Source organism: Halomonas aestuarii, assembly GCF_001886615.1.
In the GTDB taxonomy this organism is placed as follows: domain Bacteria; phylum Pseudomonadota; class Gammaproteobacteria; order Pseudomonadales; family Halomonadaceae; genus Halomonas; species Halomonas aestuarii.
On record NZ_CP018139.1, the window covers coordinates 333,439 to 350,906 of the forward strand.

Consider the following 17,468-nt stretch of genomic DNA (forward strand, 5'->3'; position numbering starts at 1 on the left):
CATGGACAGCAAGCAGATTCACAAACCCAAGCCGGCGGCCCAGCACAAGCCCCAGGGGCCGACTAAGGCCCGACGCAAGGTCTGCAAGCCGGCCTACCTGCAGCGCAAGCTCCAGGTCAGCGACCCCCAGGACGCCGAGGAGAAGGAAGCCGACGCCGTGGCGGCGGACGTGAAGCGCCGCGTCCGCCCGGCCCCCGACGAGGAAACGCCGCCGATCGCCTCCGCCCAGCGTGTCGTCGCCCGCAGCATCGCGCGCCAAGCAGACGCAGAGGAAGAGGAAGAAGAGGCCATGATGCCCAAGGTCAGGCGTCAGGCGCAGACCGAAGAAGAGGAGGAAGAGGCACAGACCAAGTCGCTGGGCAGGGTTCGCCGCCAGGAAGAAGAGGAAGCGGCCCAACCCAAGCTGATGCGCCAGCCAGAGGAGGAAGAGGAAACGGCGCAGACCCAACTGTTGCGCCAGCCAGAAGAGGAGGAAGCCCAGACCAGGCTCTGGCGCAAGGGAAGCGAAGAGGAAGAAGCCCCGACCGCCACAGCGGCCGGCGAGGAGCGGCAGGACACCTCCGCGGCGATGGTCGAGCAGAGAATCCAGAACAGCCGGGGCAATGGCAATCCGCTGCCGGATGCGGTGCTACGGGACATGGAACAGCAGTTCGGCAAGGACTTCTCCCATGTCGTCATCCATGCCGACAACGAGGCCGCCGAGCTCTGCAAGGAATTGAATGCCCGTGCCTTCACCATCGGCAGCGACATCTACTTCGCCCCGGGCGAGTTCACTCCGGAGACCGACACCGGCCGCGAACTGCTGGCCCATGAGTTGACCCATGTGGTCCAGCAGGGGCGCCATGTGGCGCGCAAGATCTATCGAAACACTACCGAAAACACTGACGACCAATATTCCGTCAGTTCCGGAGATTATTCCGGAACCTCCATCAACACCCGTAGCGGCAGCCGTACACTGAGCCTGCCCAAACTGAATCTTCCTGCCCTTAAGCAACGCAACAGCGTCCTGTTTCCCGTACCGCTTCCGGTCCGTCAGGGACGCCGGCCTCGTACCACCCAAACCAGCCAGTTCCGCACGGCTGTGCACAGTTCAGTCACTTCTAATTTCGTCAGCCTAGCCACCACGGCTCGTAATCAGAATGCGGTTGAGGATGACCCTGAATCCGGCAGTGACCTCTTCTTCTTCATCCACAGTGAGAACCGCAGATTCATGCTGTTCGGGACACAGGAAAATCTGCTGCAACGCCTGGAAATCCCGATATGGGACGCCGAGGGACGTGGCACGAACTTCCAAGTAGACCATATCAGGGAAATGCAGTTGAACGGAGACGATGGTGTAGGCAATTACGAGTTGCTCGAAGGTGACGCCAATATGGGCGCAGGCCGAGCCATCGCCGGTGAAATTCGCGACTCCATCAAGGGTGGTTTGGATGCACTCAAAGAGGAGAACCCCAATGCTCCAATTCCCTCTTCACGCCGATGGAGCCGCGTAAAAAACAGCTATCAAGTCAGTTTCGCTTCATTGGGCTGGACGCTGGGCCACGATGGCTCCGGAAACGGCGACCGTTTCTGGGGCGTTCAGGCCATCAAGGATGGCAACCATACCGAATTGTTAAGACCGATGACACGAGAAGAGCGTGAGCAGGTGGGCGCCGGTGGCCCTCCACGGGTTTACGCATCGGAACAAGGTGGCGAGCCGCTGCCGGGCATCAACCGGCCACGTCGCAACTGGATTCCGCGAGTGGATCTGGTGAGCTGGACGCCCAACGACGATGCCAGCAGCAACGAGCTGGGTACTATGGTGGTCAGCGCTTTTAAAGCCTCCAGTGCCAGGCGCAGAGCCGGCGGGATCGCCACATCCCCCGATTATCCGAATCAAAGCTGGTCCGTAAAACGCATACCGGGCATGAACGCCGGCTACATAGAGTCATCGAGCTACACCACTGCCATTCGAAACAGCTTGCGCCTACCCGGGATGAGCCCCATCGAACTGGATTCCGTTACTCTCTCGTCTGCCGGCATTCATGCCGAGGGTCGGGTGCTGCCTACTGTGCCACTGATCAGCCAGGCCGATATACGGATCAGCATCAGCGGCGATGATGCCCGTATCTTCAAGACTTTCTCACTGGAAGAACTCGACATCCCCTCTCCCTTCAGCGTCGAAAGCTGCGACCTGACCGTGTCTTACAGCACCTCCCGCGGGCTAGGAATCGAAGGCCGAGCCGACTTCAGCATAGACCGTATGGGGGAAGGCTATCTGGGTGCCTCGGCATCCACCCGGGATGGTTTTGCCCTCGAAGGGGGGTTCGATTTCGACAGCGAGCTGTTCGACCGCGCCAGTATAGACCTGTGGTATCGAGATGATCAGTTAGGTGCCAGAGGCACCATCGGCATCGACCGAGCCGACAAGATCAGGGGCATTCGCTCCGCCAACATTACCGCCGAATACAACGAGGGTGACTTCTCGGCCGAGGGCGACGTACAACCCGACATTCCCGGCGTCCAGCAGGCCGGCCTGACCGTGGCCTATGCCGAGGAGGAAGGCCTCACCATCGGCGGCAACCTGCAGCTCACCGCCAATCCGGCCATCCGCTCCGGCGCCATCGAGGTGACCGTCAACAAGCGCGGGGACGACTGGAGAGTCAGCGCCAACGGCACGGCCCAGCCGGCCATTCCCGGGATCGACTCCCAGCTCACCGTCGGCTACGACGACGGCGCCTTCACCGCCGAGTTCAGCGGGGCCTACCAGCGCGGCATGCTGTCCGGTCGTGTGACCGTCGGCGCCACCAACCGCGCCGTGGGCGAGGACGGCCGTCCAAGCGGCGACCCGTTGCCGGAGGGGGCGCTGAATATCTACGGCGCCGGTTCCGCCACCATCCAGATCGCGCCCTGGCTGCAGGGCACCGCCGGGATCCGCTTCGACCCCAACGGCGAAGTGACGGTCTCTGGCGAGATCGGCATCCCCAACGAGGTGGAGATCTTCGCGCGACGCGAGATCAACAAGTCGATCTTCAGCATCGCCGTGCAGGTGCCGATCGTGCCCGGCATCGTCGCCGAGGTGGGCGGCGGGCTCGGGGCGGTCGCCGGCATTGGCCCCGGGGTGATCGATGAGATGCGCATCGGCATCACCTACAACCCGGCCCACGAGGAAGACACCCGGGTCACCGGTGATGCGCACCTGAACGTGCCGGCAGATGCCGGGTTGAGGCTGTCGGTAAGGGCCGGCATCGGGCTCGGCATCACCGGGGCCAGCGCCACCGGTGGACTGGACATCGGCGGCACCCTAGGGATCGAAGGCATGGCCGAGGCCGGCGTCCATATCGACTGGACGCCCTCCGAGGGCCTGGACCTCAGTGCCAACCTGTCGGTCCACGCCCAGCCCAGTTTCACCTTCGACATCGGCGGTTACATCAGCGTCCGCGCCCTGGGCTTCAGCGTCTACGACGAGCGCTGGCAGTTCGCGTCCTACTCCTTCGGCTCCGGTTACCGCTTCGGCATACGCCTGCCGGTGCATTACCATGAGGGCGAGCCCTTCGACATCTCGCTGGACGACGTGCAGTTCGACGTGCCGGATATCGACACCAACCAGTTACTGCGGGGCCTGATCGGGAGGATTGCCTGATGAAACGCGTTGCCGATTTACTGAAACAGGGACTCAAGGCCCACGACCAGGGCGACCTCGACACCGCCGCCCAGGCCTATCGGGCCGCGCTGGAGCTCGACCCGGACAGCGCCAGCGCCCATAACAACCTGGGCTTCCTGCTCAGCCAGCGGCAACAGTGGCAGCCGGCGCTGCTGCACCTGCGCAGCGCCATCGCCCTGGATCCCCACTCCTCCATGGCGCACTGCAACCTCGGACAGGTGCTGATCGCGCTTCAGCAGGTGCAAGATGGCATGCACCATATCGAACAGGCGGTGGCGGAAGATCCGCATAATCCCATCGCCTGGGACGCCCTGGCCCGCTTCAAGGTGCTGCTGGGGGATTTCACCAACGGCGAGTACGCCGCGCAACGGGCCATCGGCCTGCAGCCGCAGAGCAGCCCGCTTCACGTTCGCCTCGGCATCGCCCAGGCGGCGCAAAAGCGCTACCAGGAAGCCCTGCGCAGTTACCAGACCGCCCTGTCGCTGGACGATCGCAATGCCGAAGCCTGGGCACAGTACGGCATCACCTGCTTCCTAAGTAACAACTTCGGCGATGCCCGCCAGGCCCTGCATAACGCCCTGCACCTGAACCCCGCCGATGCCAATGCCCTGCGCCACCTGGCGCTGACGGAACTGAGCCTCGGCCACCAGGAGCAGGCCATGGCGTACCTCAAGCAGATCGTGGACCAGGTCCCGGGGGATGATGACGCAAGGATCGAACTGGCGGTCCTGCACCTGTCCCGGCACGAGACCGAGCAGGCCCAGCAGCTGCTCGACCAGGTGCAGGACGCGCACCGGGACAGTAGCCGATACCGCTTCTACCTGGCGCTCAGCAAGCAACAGGGCCGGTCATTCGACGAGAGCCAGGCGATACTGGCGACCCTGGCACAGGGAGCCGATGCCTACGCCAGGAAGGCACGGCAGATGCTGCAACAAGTGCACTGACGTGTCGCTTGACATCGCCTTTGCAAGGTAGACGGGCAGGAGCTAGAGTTTTCCATGAGCACTGCTGCGGTGTGAAAAGCCTTCAGGCTCGATGACGGCTGGAACAACTAAGCAACTGCGTGTCCAATAGTATCCGGCAGGAAGCCGCGAAGAGGCGTACCAAGCGGTTCCATACGAGGAACTCGTGCCTCAAGGTAAAATTCCGGTTTCCCAAGGATTTTTCCGTCAACGGCATCAGCGGTAGGCCGGTGGAGCCGGTGAGTCCACTGATCGGCGAAACGGCTGTGGTCGACTCGGCTCACCGAGGGATGCCGCGGAGGAAGTTTCCGCTTTCAGGAGCACTCAAGAGAGTGACTCGTCATGTAAGTGGTGCAGCTTTCCAAGCGGTGGAACTCACGGAGTCTGGTCAGACTGCAGTACGAATCCATGTGAAATGGATTCACGCCCACCGGCATGCTCCACCTCCACGGTGACACACGGACAACTGGCGGCACCGGCAACGCACCCCGTGTCTCGGGGAGCAGCCTGCCCCACACGCCGCCATGACCCCGCCTCGCACACCCCGCCCTCTCCGGCTTGCAGCCGACGCGGCATGGCGATCCTCACCGGGATGCTGGGGCATCGACCCGACGCAAAGAAGCCGCGCCCTCCCCGGGCGCGGCTCCGATGCGGTTCTACCAGGCGGTGTCAGCGAGTCGCATTCTGATAGCGACGCTCGACGTCTTCCCAGTCGATGACGTTGAAGAAGGCGGACACGTAGTCCGGACGCTTGTTCTGGTACTTCAGGTAGTAGGCATGTTCCCAGACATCCAGCCCCAGCACCGGCGACCTGCCCTCCATGATCGGGCTGTCCTGGTTGAGGGTGTTCTCGACCTTGAGCTTTCCGTCGGGCGTGACGCTGAGCCAGGCCCACCCGCTTCCGAAACGCCCCAAGGCCGCCTTGATGAAGGCGTCCTTGAAGGCATCGAAGCCGCCCAACTCGCTGTCGATGGCCTCTGCCACCTTCCCGTGGGGCTGGCCACCGCCATTGGGCGACATCATCTGCCAGAACATGGAGTGGTTGGCGTGTCCGCCGCCGTTGTTGATCACCGCCTGACGCTTGCCGTCGGGGACACGATCGAGGTTCGCGATCAGCTCCTCGACGTGCACGTCCTCCAGGCCGGTGCCCTCGAGGGCGGCATTGAGGTTGTTGACGTAGGTCTGGTGGTGACGGGAGTGGTGGATCTCCATGGTCAATGCATCGATGTGCGGTTCCAGGGCATCGTAAGCATAAGCCAGTTCAGGAAGGGTATGCGCCATGATGGATCCTCCTTTCGGTTGTCCGTTGGGGCTCTGCGCCCCGGTTCACCCACAAGGATGGCAGAGAAGCCTGCTTGTTGCTAACAGTTCTCGTTATCCCTTGTATAGCTGCAGTTAATCAAGGTTTTTCTCCTGGATACGACAAGGCCGACCCGCCTGGGGTCGGCCTTGAGTGGGGCGTGCCGCGACTCACGCAGGCAGGCGCTACAGCTTCTGTTCGAGCTCCGGCAGGGCCTCGAAGAGATCCGCCACCAGCCCGTAATCGGCCACCTGGAAGATCGGGGCCTCCTCGTCCTTGTTGATGGCGACGATCACCTTGGAGTCCTTCATGCCGGCCAGGTGCTGGATGGCACCCGAGATGCCTACGGCGATGTAGAGGTCCGGGGCGACGATCTTGCCAGTCTGGCCGACCTGCATGTCGTTGGGCACGAAGCCGGCATCCACGGCGGCGCGGGAGGCGCCGATGGCGGCGCCCAGCTTGTCGGCGATGCCGTCGAGGAGCTTGAAGTTGTCGCCGTTGCCCATGCCGCGGCCGCCGGAGATGACCACCTTGGCGGCGCCCAGCTCGGGACGATCGCTCTGGGCCAGCTCCTCCTTGACGAAGGTGGACTGGGCATTGTCGACCACGGTGTCCACCGCCTCGATCGGGGCGCTGCCGCCCTCGCCGACCGCATCGAAGCCGGTCGAGCGCACGGTGATCACCTTGAGGACGTCCTCGCTCTGCACGGTGGCAATGGCGTTGCCGGCGTAGATCGGGCGCTTGAAGGTATCGGCGCTGTCGACCGCGATGATCTCGGAGATCTGCGACACGTCCTTCAGGGCGGCGACGCGGGGCAGCACGTTCTTGCCGGTGGTGGAGGCCACCGCCAGCAGGTGGCTGTAGTCGTCGGCCAGCTCGGCCAGCAGCGCCCCCATGGGCTCGGCCAGCTGGTGGGCATAGGTGGCGTGGTCGGCCACGCGCACCTTGCTCACGCCGTCGAGCTTGGCGGCCGCCTCGGCGATGGCGCCGACGTTCTCGCCCGCCACCAGGACATCGATGTCACCACCGATCTGCTGGGCCGCGGCGACGACGTGGGCGGTTGCGCCGGCGAGCGCACCGTCGTGATGTTCGGCAAGGACCAGGATACTCATGAGATCACCTTCGCTTCGTTCTTCAGCTTGTCGACCAGCTCGTCCACGGAGCCCACCTTTACGCCGCCCTGGCGCTCGGCCGGCGGCTCGACCTTGAGCAGCTTGACCTTCGAGGCCACCTCGACGCCCAGCTCCGCCGGGGTCTTGACGTCCATCGGCTTCTTCTTGGCCTTCATGATGTCAGGCAGCTTGGCGTAGCGCGGCTCGTTCAGGCGCAGGTCGGTGGTGACGATGGCCGGCAGGGTCAGCTCGACGGTCTGCAGGCCGCCGTCGATCTCGCGGGTCACCTGCAGCTTGTCGTCCTGGACGGCCAGCTCGGAGGCGAAGGTGCCCTGGGGCAGGCCGCTCAGCGCGGCAAGCATCTGGCCGGTCTGGTTGTTGTCGGTGTCGATGGCCTGCTTGCCGAGGATCACCAGGCCCGGCTGCTCCTCCTCGACCACCTTGGCCAGCACCTTGGCCGCTCCCAGCGACTCGACGCGCTCATCGGTCTCGACGTGCACGGCGCGATCGGCGCCCAGCGCCAGGGCGGTGCGCAACTGCTCCTGGGCGGCCTTGGGGCCCACGGTGACCACGACGATCTCGCTGGCCACGCCCTTCTCCTTCAGGCGAACGGCCTCTTCCACGGCGATCTCGCAGAAGGGGTTCATGGACATCTTGACGTTGGTGAGGTCGACGTCGGAGTTGTCCGGCTTGACCCGGATCTTGACGTTGTAGTCGATGACGCGTTTGACCGCGACGAGTACCTTCATAGTGTCCTCGCTTGGTTCACTCTGGGAACCTGATGGTTGGAGAAGCGTCCTCGTCACCCGAGATGGTGGCGGGTGGACACACGCCTCCTTGGAACCGGCTGGCATACCCTTATACGATTCATGCAAGCGTTTGATAGGCGCTGCACCAAAAAACGTTCCCAATGTGCCACAGGCGGATCCAGATCAACAATCCCCGGGGTTCCGGGGCGCGAGCCGGGCGCCATGACGCACTGCACCATCGCAGGGGGTGACCCTTTGCCGCTATTATGCCTATCATGAGGCATGCCTAGAAGCAAACGACCGTTTTAAATCCTTTCGACGTTGGTCGCATCCGGTGGCCGCGTCCTCGGGGACAGCAAGGAGAGAGCAGGTGGAAGAACAAGTCGAACGCGATTCCATGGACTTCGATGTGGTCATCGTCGGTGCCGGCCCCTCGGGCCTCTCGGCGGCTGCTCGCCTGATGCAGCAGGCCAACGAGGCCGGGCAGGAGCTGACGGTGTGCGTGGTGGAGAAGGGCTCCGAGGTGGGCGCCCACATCCTCTCGGGGGCCGTCTTCGAGCCCCGCGCCCTCCAGGAGCTGTTCCCCGACTGGGAGGAGCGGGGCGCGCCGCTGACCACCCCCGCGACCCGCGACGAGCTCTACCTGCTCAAGGATGCCGAGAAGGCCCAGAAGCTCCCCAATGCCCTGGTCCCGAAGACCATGCACAACACCGGCGGCGACCAGACCCGCTACGTGATCAGTGCCGGCAACCTCTGCCGCTGGCTAGGCGAGCAGGCGGAGGCGCTGGGCGTGGAGATCTTCCCCGGCTTCGCCGCCCAGGAGGTAATCCAGGACGAGGACGGCACCGTGCGCGGCATCCTGATCGGCGACATGGGCGTGGGCGCGGATGGCCAGCCCAAGGACGGCCACATGCCGGGCATGGAGCTGCGCGCCAAGTACACCCTGTTCGCCGAGGGCGCCCGCGGCCACCTCGGCAAGCGACTGATCCGCGACTTCCAGCTCGACGCGGGCAAGGACCCGCAGCACTACGGCATCGGCCTGAAGGAGCTGTGGGACATCCCCGCCGAGCAGCACGAGCCGGGGCTGGTCCTGCACGGCTCCGGCTGGCCGCTGGACAGGCACACCCACGGCGGCTGGTTCCTCTACCACGCCGAGAACGCCCAGGTGGTGGTCGGCCTGATCATGGACCTCTCCTACGAGAACCCCTGGCTGTCGCCCTTCGACGAGTTCCAGCGCATGAAGCACCACCCGGTGCTCAAGCAGCACCTGGAGGGCGGCAAGCGCGTGGCCTACGGCGCCAGGGCCATCGCCAAGGGCGGACTCAACTGCCTGCCGAAGATGACCTTCCCCGGCGGCCTTTTGATCGGCTGCGACGCCGGCACCCTGAACTTCGCCAAGATCAAGGGCCTGCACACCGCCATGAAATCCGGCCTGGTGGCGGCCGAGGCGGTCTTCGAGGCCCTCGCTCAGGGCGATGAGGGCGGCAACGAGCTGACCGCCTTCACCGACCGGTGGGAGGCGAGCTGGGCCTATCAGGAGCTGAAGGAGAGCGCGAGCTTCGGCCCGGCGATCCACAAGTACGGCACCGTCGGGGGCGGCGCCTACAACTTCCTCGACCAGCTGCTCGGCGGCAAGCTGCCCAACGTCCACGACACCACGCCGGACCACGCCACCCTGAAGAAGGCGGCCGAGTGCGAGAAGATCGACTACCCCAAACCGGACGGCAAGCTCTCCTTCGACAAGCCCTCCTCGGTGTTCCTGTCCAACACCAACCATGAGGAGGACCAGCCCTGCCACCTGAGCCTGGCGGACCCCGAGCTGCCGATCCGCGACAACCTGCCCGAGTATGCCGAGCCGGCCACCCGCTATTGCCCGGCCGGGGTCTACGAGGTGGTCGAGGGAGACGATGGCACGCCGAGGTTCCAGATCAACTTCCAGAACTGCGTGCACTGCAAGACCTGCGACATCAAGGATCCGGCCCAGAACATCACCTGGGTGGCGCCTGAAGGCGGCGGCGGCCCCAACTATCCGAACATGTGACGCCCGACAGCACCCCACGAAGAGGCCCCGCCATGGCGGGGCCTCTTCGCGTCCTGTCGGTGCGCCCTGTCAGTCGCCGGTGGCGACGGGCCGTGAAGGCTCCCGGATCCATTCGCTCCAGGAGCCGACGAAGAGCCTGGGCAGGGGTCGGCCGGCGATGGCGCAGGCCAGGACGTTGTGGCAGGCGGTGACCCCCGAGCCGCAGTAGGCGATCATCGAATCGGCCTCGGGCAGTTCGCTGGCCAGTACCCTGGCGCTCTTGAAGTGGCCCCCCTCCCCGAGGTTGTCGGCGCTGGGGCGGCAGACCGCGCCGGGAATGTGGCCGGCCACCGGGTCCACGGGCTCGGCCTCGCCCCGGAACCGCTCGCGGCTGCGGGCATCGAGCAGCATCGCCCCCGAGGCGGCGACCTCATCGACCCCGACCCAGGCCGCGTCGCGATACGCCGGCTGCCAGTCCGACGACGGCGGGAGCAGTTCCGGGTCGCCGTCCTCATAGAGCTCGCCCCCCGCCGCCAGCCAGGCCTTGAGCCCGCCGTCGAGCAGGCGCACGTCGGGATGCCCGGCCCAGCAGTCGAGCATCCACCAGGCCCGCGCCGCCGCCAGCTGGCCCCCCATGTCGTCATAGACCACCACGGGCTGCTCGGGCGTGATGCCGAGCCGCTGCAGCACCGCGGTGAAGGCCTCGGGAGTCGGCAGCGGATGCCGCCCCCCCGCCCCGGGAGGGCCTGCCAGGTCGCGGTCGAGGTCGAAGTGGTAGCTGCCCGGCAGGTGCGCACCCCACCACAGCCCGCGACCGGCATCGGGTTCGCCCAGGCGGGCGCGGCAATCCAGCAGGCGGGGCGGATGAGCGCCCTCGAGGGCATCGGCCAGGGCGGCGGCCGAGATCAGTGGCTGTGTCATGCGTCGACTCCGTCCAGCAGTTCGATGGGGGCGCGGCAGGCGATCAGGCGGCGCCGGCCCGCCGTGCGGAAGCGTACCTCGATCACCGGGTTGTCCGGATCTCCCTCCACGCCATGGATCCGGCCCTCGCCGAACACCGCATGACGCAGGACCTGACCCACCCGGAAGTGCCCCGGCTCGAGCGCTCCGACCCCCGACTCGGCCGCCGCTGGCCTGGCCTTCGCCAGCGGCAGCGACTGGCCCAGCGACGCCAGGTAGCGCCCGACCAGTTCGGGGTCGGCCACCTCCAGCGGCGCCTCGCGCTCGGCGCCCTCCGCCTCGGCCAGGCGTCGCGCCACGCGCAGGCCATCCTCCCAGGCGGACTCTCCGATGAAGCGGCTGGGACGGTGGTCACCACCGTCATGGAGCAGCACCAGGCGCTCCCGGGCCCGGGTGATGGCCACGTAGAAGAGCCGTCGCTCCTCCTCGAGACGTGCCGGGCTCAGCGGGTTATCGCGAGTATAGTGGGGAAAGTCCTCCTCGTTGGTGCCGGCCAGCAGCACCAGCGGCCATTCGAGCCCCTTGGCCCCGTGCACGGTGGTGATCAGCACGCCGTCCTGGCGGTTCTCGACCGGCCGGCACAGCAGCTCGATGAAGCCGGCGGTGTCGTCGCCCAGCTCCCCCGCCTGCTCGACCAGCACGTCGAGCAGCCGTACGTCCTCCTCGCCCTTGTCGCGCCGGGCCGCCGCCCGCTTCAGGACCTTCTCGGCCTCCACCGCCTCGAGCACGTGCTCGAGCAGTCGGGCCGGCGGCCAGGCGGCCAGGCGGGGCAGCTCGCAGAGCAGCGACCAGCGGCGCTTGAGGGTGCGCCGCTGGTGGGGCTTGAGCCCTTCCAGCAGGGGATCATGACGTTCGGGCCAACGCTGGGTCTCGGCCAGACGGGTGGCCAGGGCGGCGATCCGTTCCCTGGCCACGAAGGCGGTGGGATGGGCCAGCAGCAGGGTCAGATGCCCCGGATCCTGCAGCCGCCAGGGCTCCAGGGCCAGCCTCAGGTAGCCGGCCAGGGCCTCAACCAGCGGCAGGCGGAAGACGAAGCGGTCCTCCCGGGCCAGTCGAAAGGGGATGCCCTCGCGCAGCAGCGCCAGCTGCAGCGGCACCGAGAGCGCCCAGCTGCGCACCAGCAGGCAGGCCTCGTCCAGGCCGCGGCTCAGGCGACGCCAGGCATCGAGCTCCCCGAGCAGGGCCCGGCTGCCCTGCCCCACCGCCAGTCCGGTCCGGGGATTGCCGGGGGCCGCCAGGCAGAGCTGGTCGGGGCGCCGCCTGTTGGCGTCGATGGCATGGTTGGCGGTCAGCGCCAGGGCATGGCCGTGGCGGAAGGTGGTGGAGAGCGGGTAGTCGCGGGCCTCGCCGAAGGTGGCGGTGAAGTTCTCCAGCATGGTGTCGGGATGGGCGCCGCGCCACTCGTAGATGCACTGGTTGGCATCGCCCACGGCCATCACCTCGGCCTCCCGGCCGGCGAGCAGCGCCAGGAGGCGCTGCTGGGCGGTATTGATGTCCTGGTACTCGTCGATGACCACGTGGTCGAGGAAGCCCTGCACCCGGCGGCGCAGCGAGGCATCCTCCTCCAGGACCCGCAGCGGGCGATAGAGCAGATCGGCGAAGGTCATCAGCCCCTGCTCGGCCAGCAACCGCTCGGCATGCTCGAAGGCCGCCACGAAGTGATCGGTCCCCTCGCCGAAGTCGAGCCGACGGTGGAGCTCGGCCGGGGCCGCCATCTCGGCCTTCACCAGGCCGCAGAAGTGGGCCAGCGCCTCGAGGCGCTCGGCGTCCAGCGCCGATTCCCTGGCCTCGGGCTCCTCGGCCAGCGCGGCGAGCGTCGCCTGACGCAGCAGCCGCTCGAGCTGCCAGTCGGCGGTGAGCAGCTGGCGGGGGGGCAGCGCGCCCCAGCGGGTCAGGCTGGCGGAGAGCCGATGGCCGAGCGCGTGGAAGGTGCGCACGTCGGGCAGCGGCTGCCCGGCCGGCGCCATGGCCGCGAGCCGGGCCTGGAAGTCCTCGCGGGCCGAGCGGTTGAACATCAGCACGAGGATCCGGCCCGGGGGGACGCCCTTCGACAGCAGGTGCAGCACCCGAGCCACCATGGTGGTGGTCTTGCCAGCTCCGGCCACGGCCGCGACCCTGGCGTGCCCGCGGTCATGGGCGACCACGGCCTGCTGCTCGGGCGTCAGCGGGGGGATCGGAGACGCGTTCAGCCGCATGGGAACTCGCCGTCGGGTCGTTCGCCTTCGTGCAGCCGCCCCAGGGGCTGCCAGGCGCCATGGCTGGTCAGCCCCAGCTCGAGCATGCCCTCGCCGACCTCGCGCGTCTCGGCCTGCTCCACCAGCCGGTAGTAGACGTTTCGCCCCAGTCGGGCGGCCAGGCCGAAGCGGACCGGCATCTCGGGCACCGTCTCCCCGGCCGGCGTCCCGCTGAGGGTGAGTCGACACGCCTCGTCGAGCCGGACCCGGTCGCCGACGTTGGTGGTGAGCCACCAGTCACCCGACGCATCGGGCTCGGCATCGACGATCAGGAAGGGACGATCCTCGACGCGGATGCGCTGCATCTCGGCCGGCGTCACCAGCCAGTAGTCGCCATCGGGCTCGCGGCGCAGGATGGTCGACAGCAGGCGGACCAGCCGCGGGCGAGCGATCGCCGTGCCCTCATGGATCCAACGCCCATCGGCGGCGATGGTGAGGTCCATCTCGCCACGACGCTCGGGATTCCAGCGATCCACGGGGGGGATCTCGCCGTCCGGCTCGATCTGTGCCAGCAGGGGGTCGAGGGTCATGGTGGCGGCCTCCGTCGGTTGCCTCTCCCGAGCCTAGACCAGGCCGGAGCGGGAAAGGGCCTCGCGGACGCTCGCCGACGCCTCGGGGACCGCCGCACGGAACAGTCGATAGAAGTTGGCGGTGGTCTGGGCGCCGACCTCCTCGACGCTGATGCCCCGGGCATCGGCGATGCACTCGGCCACTTCCACCACCCAGGCAGGCTCGTTGGGCTTGCCGCGATGCGGCACCGGGGCCAGGTAGGGGCTGTCGGTCTCGACCAGCAGCCGGTCCAGGGGCACCCGCCGCGCCACCTCGCGCAGCGATTCGGCATTGCGGAAGGTCACGATGCCGGACAGCGAGATGTAGAAGCCGTGCCGCACCGCCTCCCGGGCCATGTCGAGATCCTCGGTGAAGCAGTGCAGGACTCCGCCCACGGCCGGGTCGCTGTGCTCCCGGATCAGGGCCAGGGTGTCCTCGCGGGCCTCGCGGGTGTGGATGATGACCGGCAGCTCCAGCTCGGTGGCGGCGATCAGCTGGCGACGGAAGCGTTCCAGCTGCACGTCACGAGACGGCACCTTGTCCGGCGCCTTGTCGAGATAGTGATAGTCCAGGCCGCACTCGCCGATGGCCACGGCGCCGAAGCGCTCGGCCGCCTCGGTGATCGCCGCCACGTCCGGCTCCTCCTCCAGCCGCTGGAGGGGATGGACCCCGGCGCTGATCGCCACGTCGTCATGGGCGCGGCTGATCTCGGCCAGGGTCGGCATGTCCTCCAGGGTCACGGCGATGGCCAGGAACTGGCGCACGTCACGGGCGCGGGCCGCCTCGAGGGCGGCGGCGAGATCGCCGCCGTGGGTGCCGGGATCGAGTCGGTCGAGATGACAGTGGGAGTCGACGAACATGCAGAGGGGTACCGAAGTCGGAAAGTGGATTCAGGGAAGCGGACCGGAGCGTCAGAGGGTGTAGGTCGGGGCGCCCTTGTCCAGCTGGCCGGCCAGCAGGGTCTCGATGCGGTCGCGCACGGCCTGGTCCTCGGCGCTGAAGTGGATGCCGATACCGGGGACCCGGCGGCCGGCCACGCCCTCGGGCGAGACCCAGACCACCTGGCCGGTGACCGGCACCCGCTCCTCGTCGCCGGGCAGCATGAGCAGCAGGAAGACCTCCTGCCCCAGTTCGTAGCGTTCGCGGGTGGGCACGAAGATGCCGCCGCGCTCGAGCACCGGCATGTAGGCCGAGAGCAGGGTCGGGACATCCTGGATCGTCAGGGAGAGCGCTTTCTGTGCGGCCATGGTGCCTCCATTCTCAAGAGCGCAGCAGCGTGGACCAGCGGACCAGCCAGGCCTCGAGGGCCAGCTGGGGATTGGGGTTGCCGCCCTGGGCCAGCATGCGTCGCTGCTCGCGGGCGTAATCCAGCAGGCGGAACCAGTCGCGTACCCTGGCATTCTTGACCGCCTGGCGATAAAGCACCAGCAGGTCGGGGTTGCGAAGCTCGGTGGTGTCCCCCGAGAGCCCCAGGCGGATCAGGTCCTCCAGCCAGGAGATACCGTACCACAGGATGGCGTCGATGGACTGGCGATCCAGGCGGGCCGCCTCGGCCACCGGCTCGGCCCCCCGCACCAGGGCCTCGAAGGTATCGACCAGCTGCTGACGCAGCGCCCGGGAGGCCGGCTCCGCCAGCTCCAGGGCCCGCAGGGGCAGCCCCCCCGCGGCCCGGAACCAGAAGCGGGCCTCCTCCTCGCCCCCCAGGCGCTCGGCCAGCCAGGGGCGGCAGTCGGCCTCGTCGGGCACGGCCAGGCTCCAGTGCTGGCAGCGCGAGCGGATAGTGGGCAGCAGCCGCGACGGGATGTCGGAGAGCAGCACGAAGAGGGTCCGGCCGCCCGGCTCCTCGAGGCTCTTGAGCAGCGCGTTGGAGGCCGCCACGTTCATGGCCTCGGCCGGCGTGATCACGATCACCCGGTAGCCGCCCTGCTGGGCGGTCTGGGCGACGAAGCCATTGACCTCGCGGACCGGCGCGATGCGGATCTGCCGCTTGCCCTCCTCCGGCGCCACCCGCAGCAGGTCCGGGTGGTAGCCCGAGGCCAGCATGTGGCAGGCATGGCAGCGGCCACAGGCGGTGTCGCCCGGCGAGGCGCAGAGGGTGCGTGCCACCAGCGCCTCGGCCAGGGAGTGCTTGCCGATGCCGTGGGCTCCCGAGATCAACAGGGCATGGGGCAGTCGGCCGGCCTCGGCCAGCCTGACCAGCTCGCGCCAGCGCGGCATCAGCCAGGGAAGCGGGCGCGGCACCTCGACGGGGGTCATTGCCATGTCGCCATCCGCTCGTCCAGACGGGCCAGCAGCTCGGCCTTGACCTCATCGAGGTCGGCACCGGCGTCGATCACCACCATGCGCTCGGGGGCCGAGGCGGCTCGGGCGAGGTAAGCCTGGCGCACCGCCTCGAAGAACTCGGCGCGCTCGCTCTCGAAGCGGTCGCGCGCCGCGCCCTGCCCCCGGAGGCGCCCGTCGAGGCGCCGCTGGGCGGCGGCCATGGGCATGTCCAGCAGCAGCGTGAGGTCGGGCTCGAGGCCCTGCTGGACGAAGGTCTCGAGGGCCGCGATGCGCGAGGCCTCGATCCCCCGTCCGCCGCCCTGGTAGGCATAGGTGGCGTCGGTGAAGCGGTCGCAGACCACCCAGGCGCCACGCGCCAAGGCCGGTCGTACCACGCGGGCGAGATGCTGGGCCCGGGCGGCGAACACCAGCAGCAGCTCGGCATCCGGGTCGAGGGGTTCCTCCTCGCCGGGGTCCAGCAGCAGCCGACGGATGTCCTCGGCCCGAGGGGTGCCGCCGGGCTCCCGGGTCGCCACCACCTCGTGCCCGCAGGCCCGGAGGTGGCCGACCACCAGGGCGAGGTTGGTGGATTTCCCCACGCCTTCACCGCCTTCCAGGGTGATGAATCGTCCGCGCTCGGTCATGTGGGATGCCGCTCCATGGTCAGCGATTGCGGATATACCGGTTCACCGCGTTGTTGTGCTCGCGAAGGGTGCGCGAGAAGTGATGGGTGCCGTCGCCCCGCGCCACGAAGTAGAGCGACTCGCCCTCGGCCGGTTGAACGGCGGCTTCCAGGGCGGCCCGTCCCGGCAGGGCGATCGGTGTCGGCGGCAGCCCCTCGATCACATAGGTGTTGTAGGGCGTCGGCTCGCGCAGGTCGGCCCGCGTGATGTTGCCCTCGAAGCGCTCGCCCATGCCGTAGATCACGGTGGGGTCGGTCTGCAGGCGCATGCCGCGCTCCAGGCGGCGCGTGAACACGCCGGCGATACGGGGCCGCTCCTCGGGAGCGCCGGTCTCGCGCTCGACCAGCGAGGCCAGGATCAGCGCCTCGTAGGCGTCCTCCAGGGGCAGGTCCTCGTCGCGGGTCTCCCAGACGCTGTCCAGGGTGGCCTCCATGCGCTCCAGGGCCTGGCGCAGGATCTCCAGGTCGCTCAGCCCCTTGTGGTAGCGATAGGTGTCGGGGAAGAACCAGCCCTCGGGGTGGCGCTCGTCCCGGTCGAGCAGCGCCATCACCTCGGCGTCACTGAGCCCGGCGGTGCGATGGTCCAGCTTGGGCGCGGCATCGAGCGCCTCGCGCATCTGGTGGAAGGTCCAGCCCTCGGGAATGGTCAGCGGATAGGTGACGACCTCGTGGCTGCCCAGCAGGGCCAGCAGCTCCCGGCCGCTCATGCCGGGCATCAGCCGGTACTCCCCCGGGCGCAGGGCGGGCAGGCTCTCGGGCTCCAGGCGGACCAGCAGGCGGAAGGCCCACTCGTCGGCCAGGACGCCGCGCTCGGCCAGCTCGCCGACCACGCGATGGAAGCCGGCGCCGGCCGGCACCTCGTAGAGGGTCGGCTCCTCGACCGCGATCGGGGCCGCGAGTCGCGACTGCCAGTAACGGTGGCCGGCCAGGAGCGCCACGGCCGCCAGCACGACCAGGACCAGCAGGATCTTCACCAGACGCAGCATGCGGTTCCT

14 protein-coding genes are annotated in these 17,468 nt (G+C 67.8%); 3 read left to right on the forward strand and 11 right to left on the reverse strand.

What is annotated here, in order from left to right; genetic code table 11:
• Window position 1 precedes the first annotated feature (1 nt).
• Together BOX17_RS01485 and BOX17_RS01490 are read left to right on the forward strand one after the other, a co-directional pair.
• Window positions 2-3,622 carry an eCIS core domain-containing protein gene (locus BOX17_RS01485; RefSeq protein ID WP_071941730.1) on the forward strand — a complete coding sequence of 1,207 codons (3,621 nt, stop codon included), beginning with the start codon at window positions 2-4 and terminating at the stop codon, window positions 3,620-3,622.
• Window positions 3,622-4,587, forward strand: a complete 966-nt coding sequence (locus BOX17_RS01490; RefSeq protein ID WP_071941731.1) for a tetratricopeptide repeat protein — start codon at window positions 3,622-3,624, stop codon at window positions 4,585-4,587. The genes BOX17_RS01485 and BOX17_RS01490 overlap by 1 nt, the downstream gene beginning before the upstream one ends.
• A gap of 687 nt (window positions 4,588-5,274) precedes the next feature.
• Here BOX17_RS01490 and BOX17_RS01495 read toward each other — a convergent pair.
• From BOX17_RS01495 to BOX17_RS01505, 3 genes are all read right to left on the reverse strand, one after another.
• A complete protein-coding gene (locus BOX17_RS01495; RefSeq protein WP_071941732.1) occupies window positions 5,275-5,886 on the reverse strand; it encodes a superoxide dismutase in 612 nt (203 codons plus the stop codon).
• Between the two features lie 204 nt (window positions 5,887-6,090).
• Window positions 6,091-7,017: an electron transfer flavoprotein subunit alpha/FixB family protein gene (locus tag BOX17_RS01500; protein ID WP_071941733.1), complete on the reverse strand. Its 927-nt coding sequence runs from the start codon at window positions 7,015-7,017 to the stop codon at window positions 6,091-6,093.
• Window positions 7,014-7,766 carry an electron transfer flavoprotein subunit beta/FixA family protein gene (locus tag BOX17_RS01505; RefSeq protein WP_071941734.1) on the reverse strand — a complete coding sequence of 251 codons (753 nt, stop codon included), beginning with the start codon at window positions 7,764-7,766 and terminating at the stop codon, window positions 7,014-7,016. The genes BOX17_RS01500 and BOX17_RS01505 overlap by 4 nt, the downstream gene beginning before the upstream one ends.
• A gap of 397 nt (window positions 7,767-8,163) precedes the next feature.
• On the opposite strand from BOX17_RS01505, the gene BOX17_RS01510 reads away from it, so the two are divergent.
• Window positions 8,164-9,807, forward strand: coding sequence for an electron transfer flavoprotein-ubiquinone oxidoreductase (locus BOX17_RS01510; protein WP_071946545.1), 1,644 nt, complete (start codon window positions 8,164-8,166; stop codon window positions 9,805-9,807).
• A 69-nt stretch (window positions 9,808-9,876) separates the two neighbouring features.
• Here the strand turns inward: BOX17_RS01510 and BOX17_RS01515 are convergent, their stop codons facing one another.
• From BOX17_RS01515 to mltG, 8 genes are read right to left on the reverse strand one after another with little or no spacing between them, the layout of a single operon-like run.
• Window positions 9,877-10,707, reverse strand: coding sequence for a sulfurtransferase (locus BOX17_RS01515; RefSeq protein WP_071941735.1), 831 nt, complete (start codon window positions 10,705-10,707; stop codon window positions 9,877-9,879).
• Window positions 10,704-12,941, reverse strand: coding sequence for an ATP-dependent helicase (locus tag BOX17_RS01520; RefSeq protein WP_071941736.1), 2,238 nt, complete (start codon window positions 12,939-12,941; stop codon window positions 10,704-10,706). The genes BOX17_RS01515 and BOX17_RS01520 overlap by 4 nt, the downstream gene beginning before the upstream one ends.
• Window positions 12,932-13,510: a DUF1285 domain-containing protein gene (locus BOX17_RS01525; protein WP_071941737.1), complete on the reverse strand. Its 579-nt coding sequence runs from the start codon at window positions 13,508-13,510 to the stop codon at window positions 12,932-12,934. The genes BOX17_RS01520 and BOX17_RS01525 overlap by 10 nt, the downstream gene beginning before the upstream one ends.
• 33 nt (window positions 13,511-13,543) lie before the next feature.
• Window positions 13,544-14,389, reverse strand: a complete 846-nt coding sequence (locus tag BOX17_RS01530; protein ID WP_071941738.1) for a TatD family hydrolase — start codon at window positions 14,387-14,389, stop codon at window positions 13,544-13,546.
• A 51-nt stretch (window positions 14,390-14,440) separates the two neighbouring features.
• A complete protein-coding gene (locus BOX17_RS01535; protein ID WP_071941739.1) occupies window positions 14,441-14,776 on the reverse strand; it encodes a PilZ domain-containing protein in 336 nt (111 codons plus the stop codon).
• Window positions 14,777-14,789: 13 nt separating this feature from the next.
• Entirely contained in the window at window positions 14,790-15,791 is a 1,002-nt protein-coding gene (locus BOX17_RS01540) for a DNA polymerase III subunit delta' (protein ID WP_071941740.1), read from the reverse strand.
• Window positions 15,782-16,435, reverse strand: a complete 654-nt coding sequence (gene tmk, locus BOX17_RS01545; protein ID WP_071941741.1) for a dTMP kinase — start codon at window positions 16,433-16,435, stop codon at window positions 15,782-15,784. Before tmk ends, BOX17_RS01540 begins: the two co-directional genes overlap by 10 nt.
• Window positions 16,436-16,454: 19 nt before the next feature.
• Window positions 16,455-17,459 carry an endolytic transglycosylase MltG gene (mltG, locus tag BOX17_RS01550; RefSeq protein WP_071941742.1) on the reverse strand — a complete coding sequence of 335 codons (1,005 nt, stop codon included), beginning with the start codon at window positions 17,457-17,459 and terminating at the stop codon, window positions 16,455-16,457.
• Window positions 17,460-17,468 lie beyond the last annotated feature (9 nt).

Coding starts and splice junctions, on each gene's coding strand:
- BOX17_RS01485 (WP_071941730.1), top strand. CDS start 2: ATGGACAGCAAGCAGATTCACAAACCCAAGCCGGCGGCCCAGCACAAG.
- BOX17_RS01490 (WP_071941731.1), top strand. CDS start 3,622: ATGAAACGCGTTGCCGATTTACTGAAACAGGGACTCAAGGCCCACGAC.
- BOX17_RS01495 (WP_071941732.1), bottom strand. CDS start 5,886: ATGGCGCATACCCTTCCTGAACTGGCTTATGCTTACGATGCCCTGGAA.
- BOX17_RS01500 (WP_071941733.1), bottom strand. CDS start 7,017: ATGAGTATCCTGGTCCTTGCCGAACATCACGACGGTGCGCTCGCCGGC.
- BOX17_RS01505 (WP_071941734.1), bottom strand. CDS start 7,766: ATGAAGGTACTCGTCGCGGTCAAACGCGTCATCGACTACAACGTCAAG.
- BOX17_RS01510 (WP_071946545.1), top strand. CDS start 8,164: ATGGACTTCGATGTGGTCATCGTCGGTGCCGGCCCCTCGGGCCTCTCG.
- BOX17_RS01515 (WP_071941735.1), bottom strand. CDS start 10,707: ATGACACAGCCACTGATCTCGGCCGCCGCCCTGGCCGATGCCCTCGAG.
- BOX17_RS01520 (WP_071941736.1), bottom strand. CDS start 12,941: ATGCGGCTGAACGCGTCTCCGATCCCCCCGCTGACGCCCGAGCAGCAG.
- BOX17_RS01525 (WP_071941737.1), bottom strand. CDS start 13,510: ATGACCCTCGACCCCCTGCTGGCACAGATCGAGCCGGACGGCGAGATC.
- BOX17_RS01530 (WP_071941738.1), bottom strand. CDS start 14,389: ATGTTCGTCGACTCCCACTGTCATCTCGACCGACTCGATCCCGGCACC.
- BOX17_RS01535 (WP_071941739.1), bottom strand. CDS start 14,776: ATGGCCGCACAGAAAGCGCTCTCCCTGACGATCCAGGATGTCCCGACC.
- BOX17_RS01540 (WP_071941740.1), bottom strand. CDS start 15,791: ATGGCAATGACCCCCGTCGAGGTGCCGCGCCCGCTTCCCTGGCTGATG.
- tmk (WP_071941741.1), bottom strand. CDS start 16,435: ATGACCGAGCGCGGACGATTCATCACCCTGGAAGGCGGTGAAGGCGTG.
- mltG (WP_071941742.1), bottom strand. CDS start 17,459: ATGCTGCGTCTGGTGAAGATCCTGCTGGTCCTGGTCGTGCTGGCGGCC.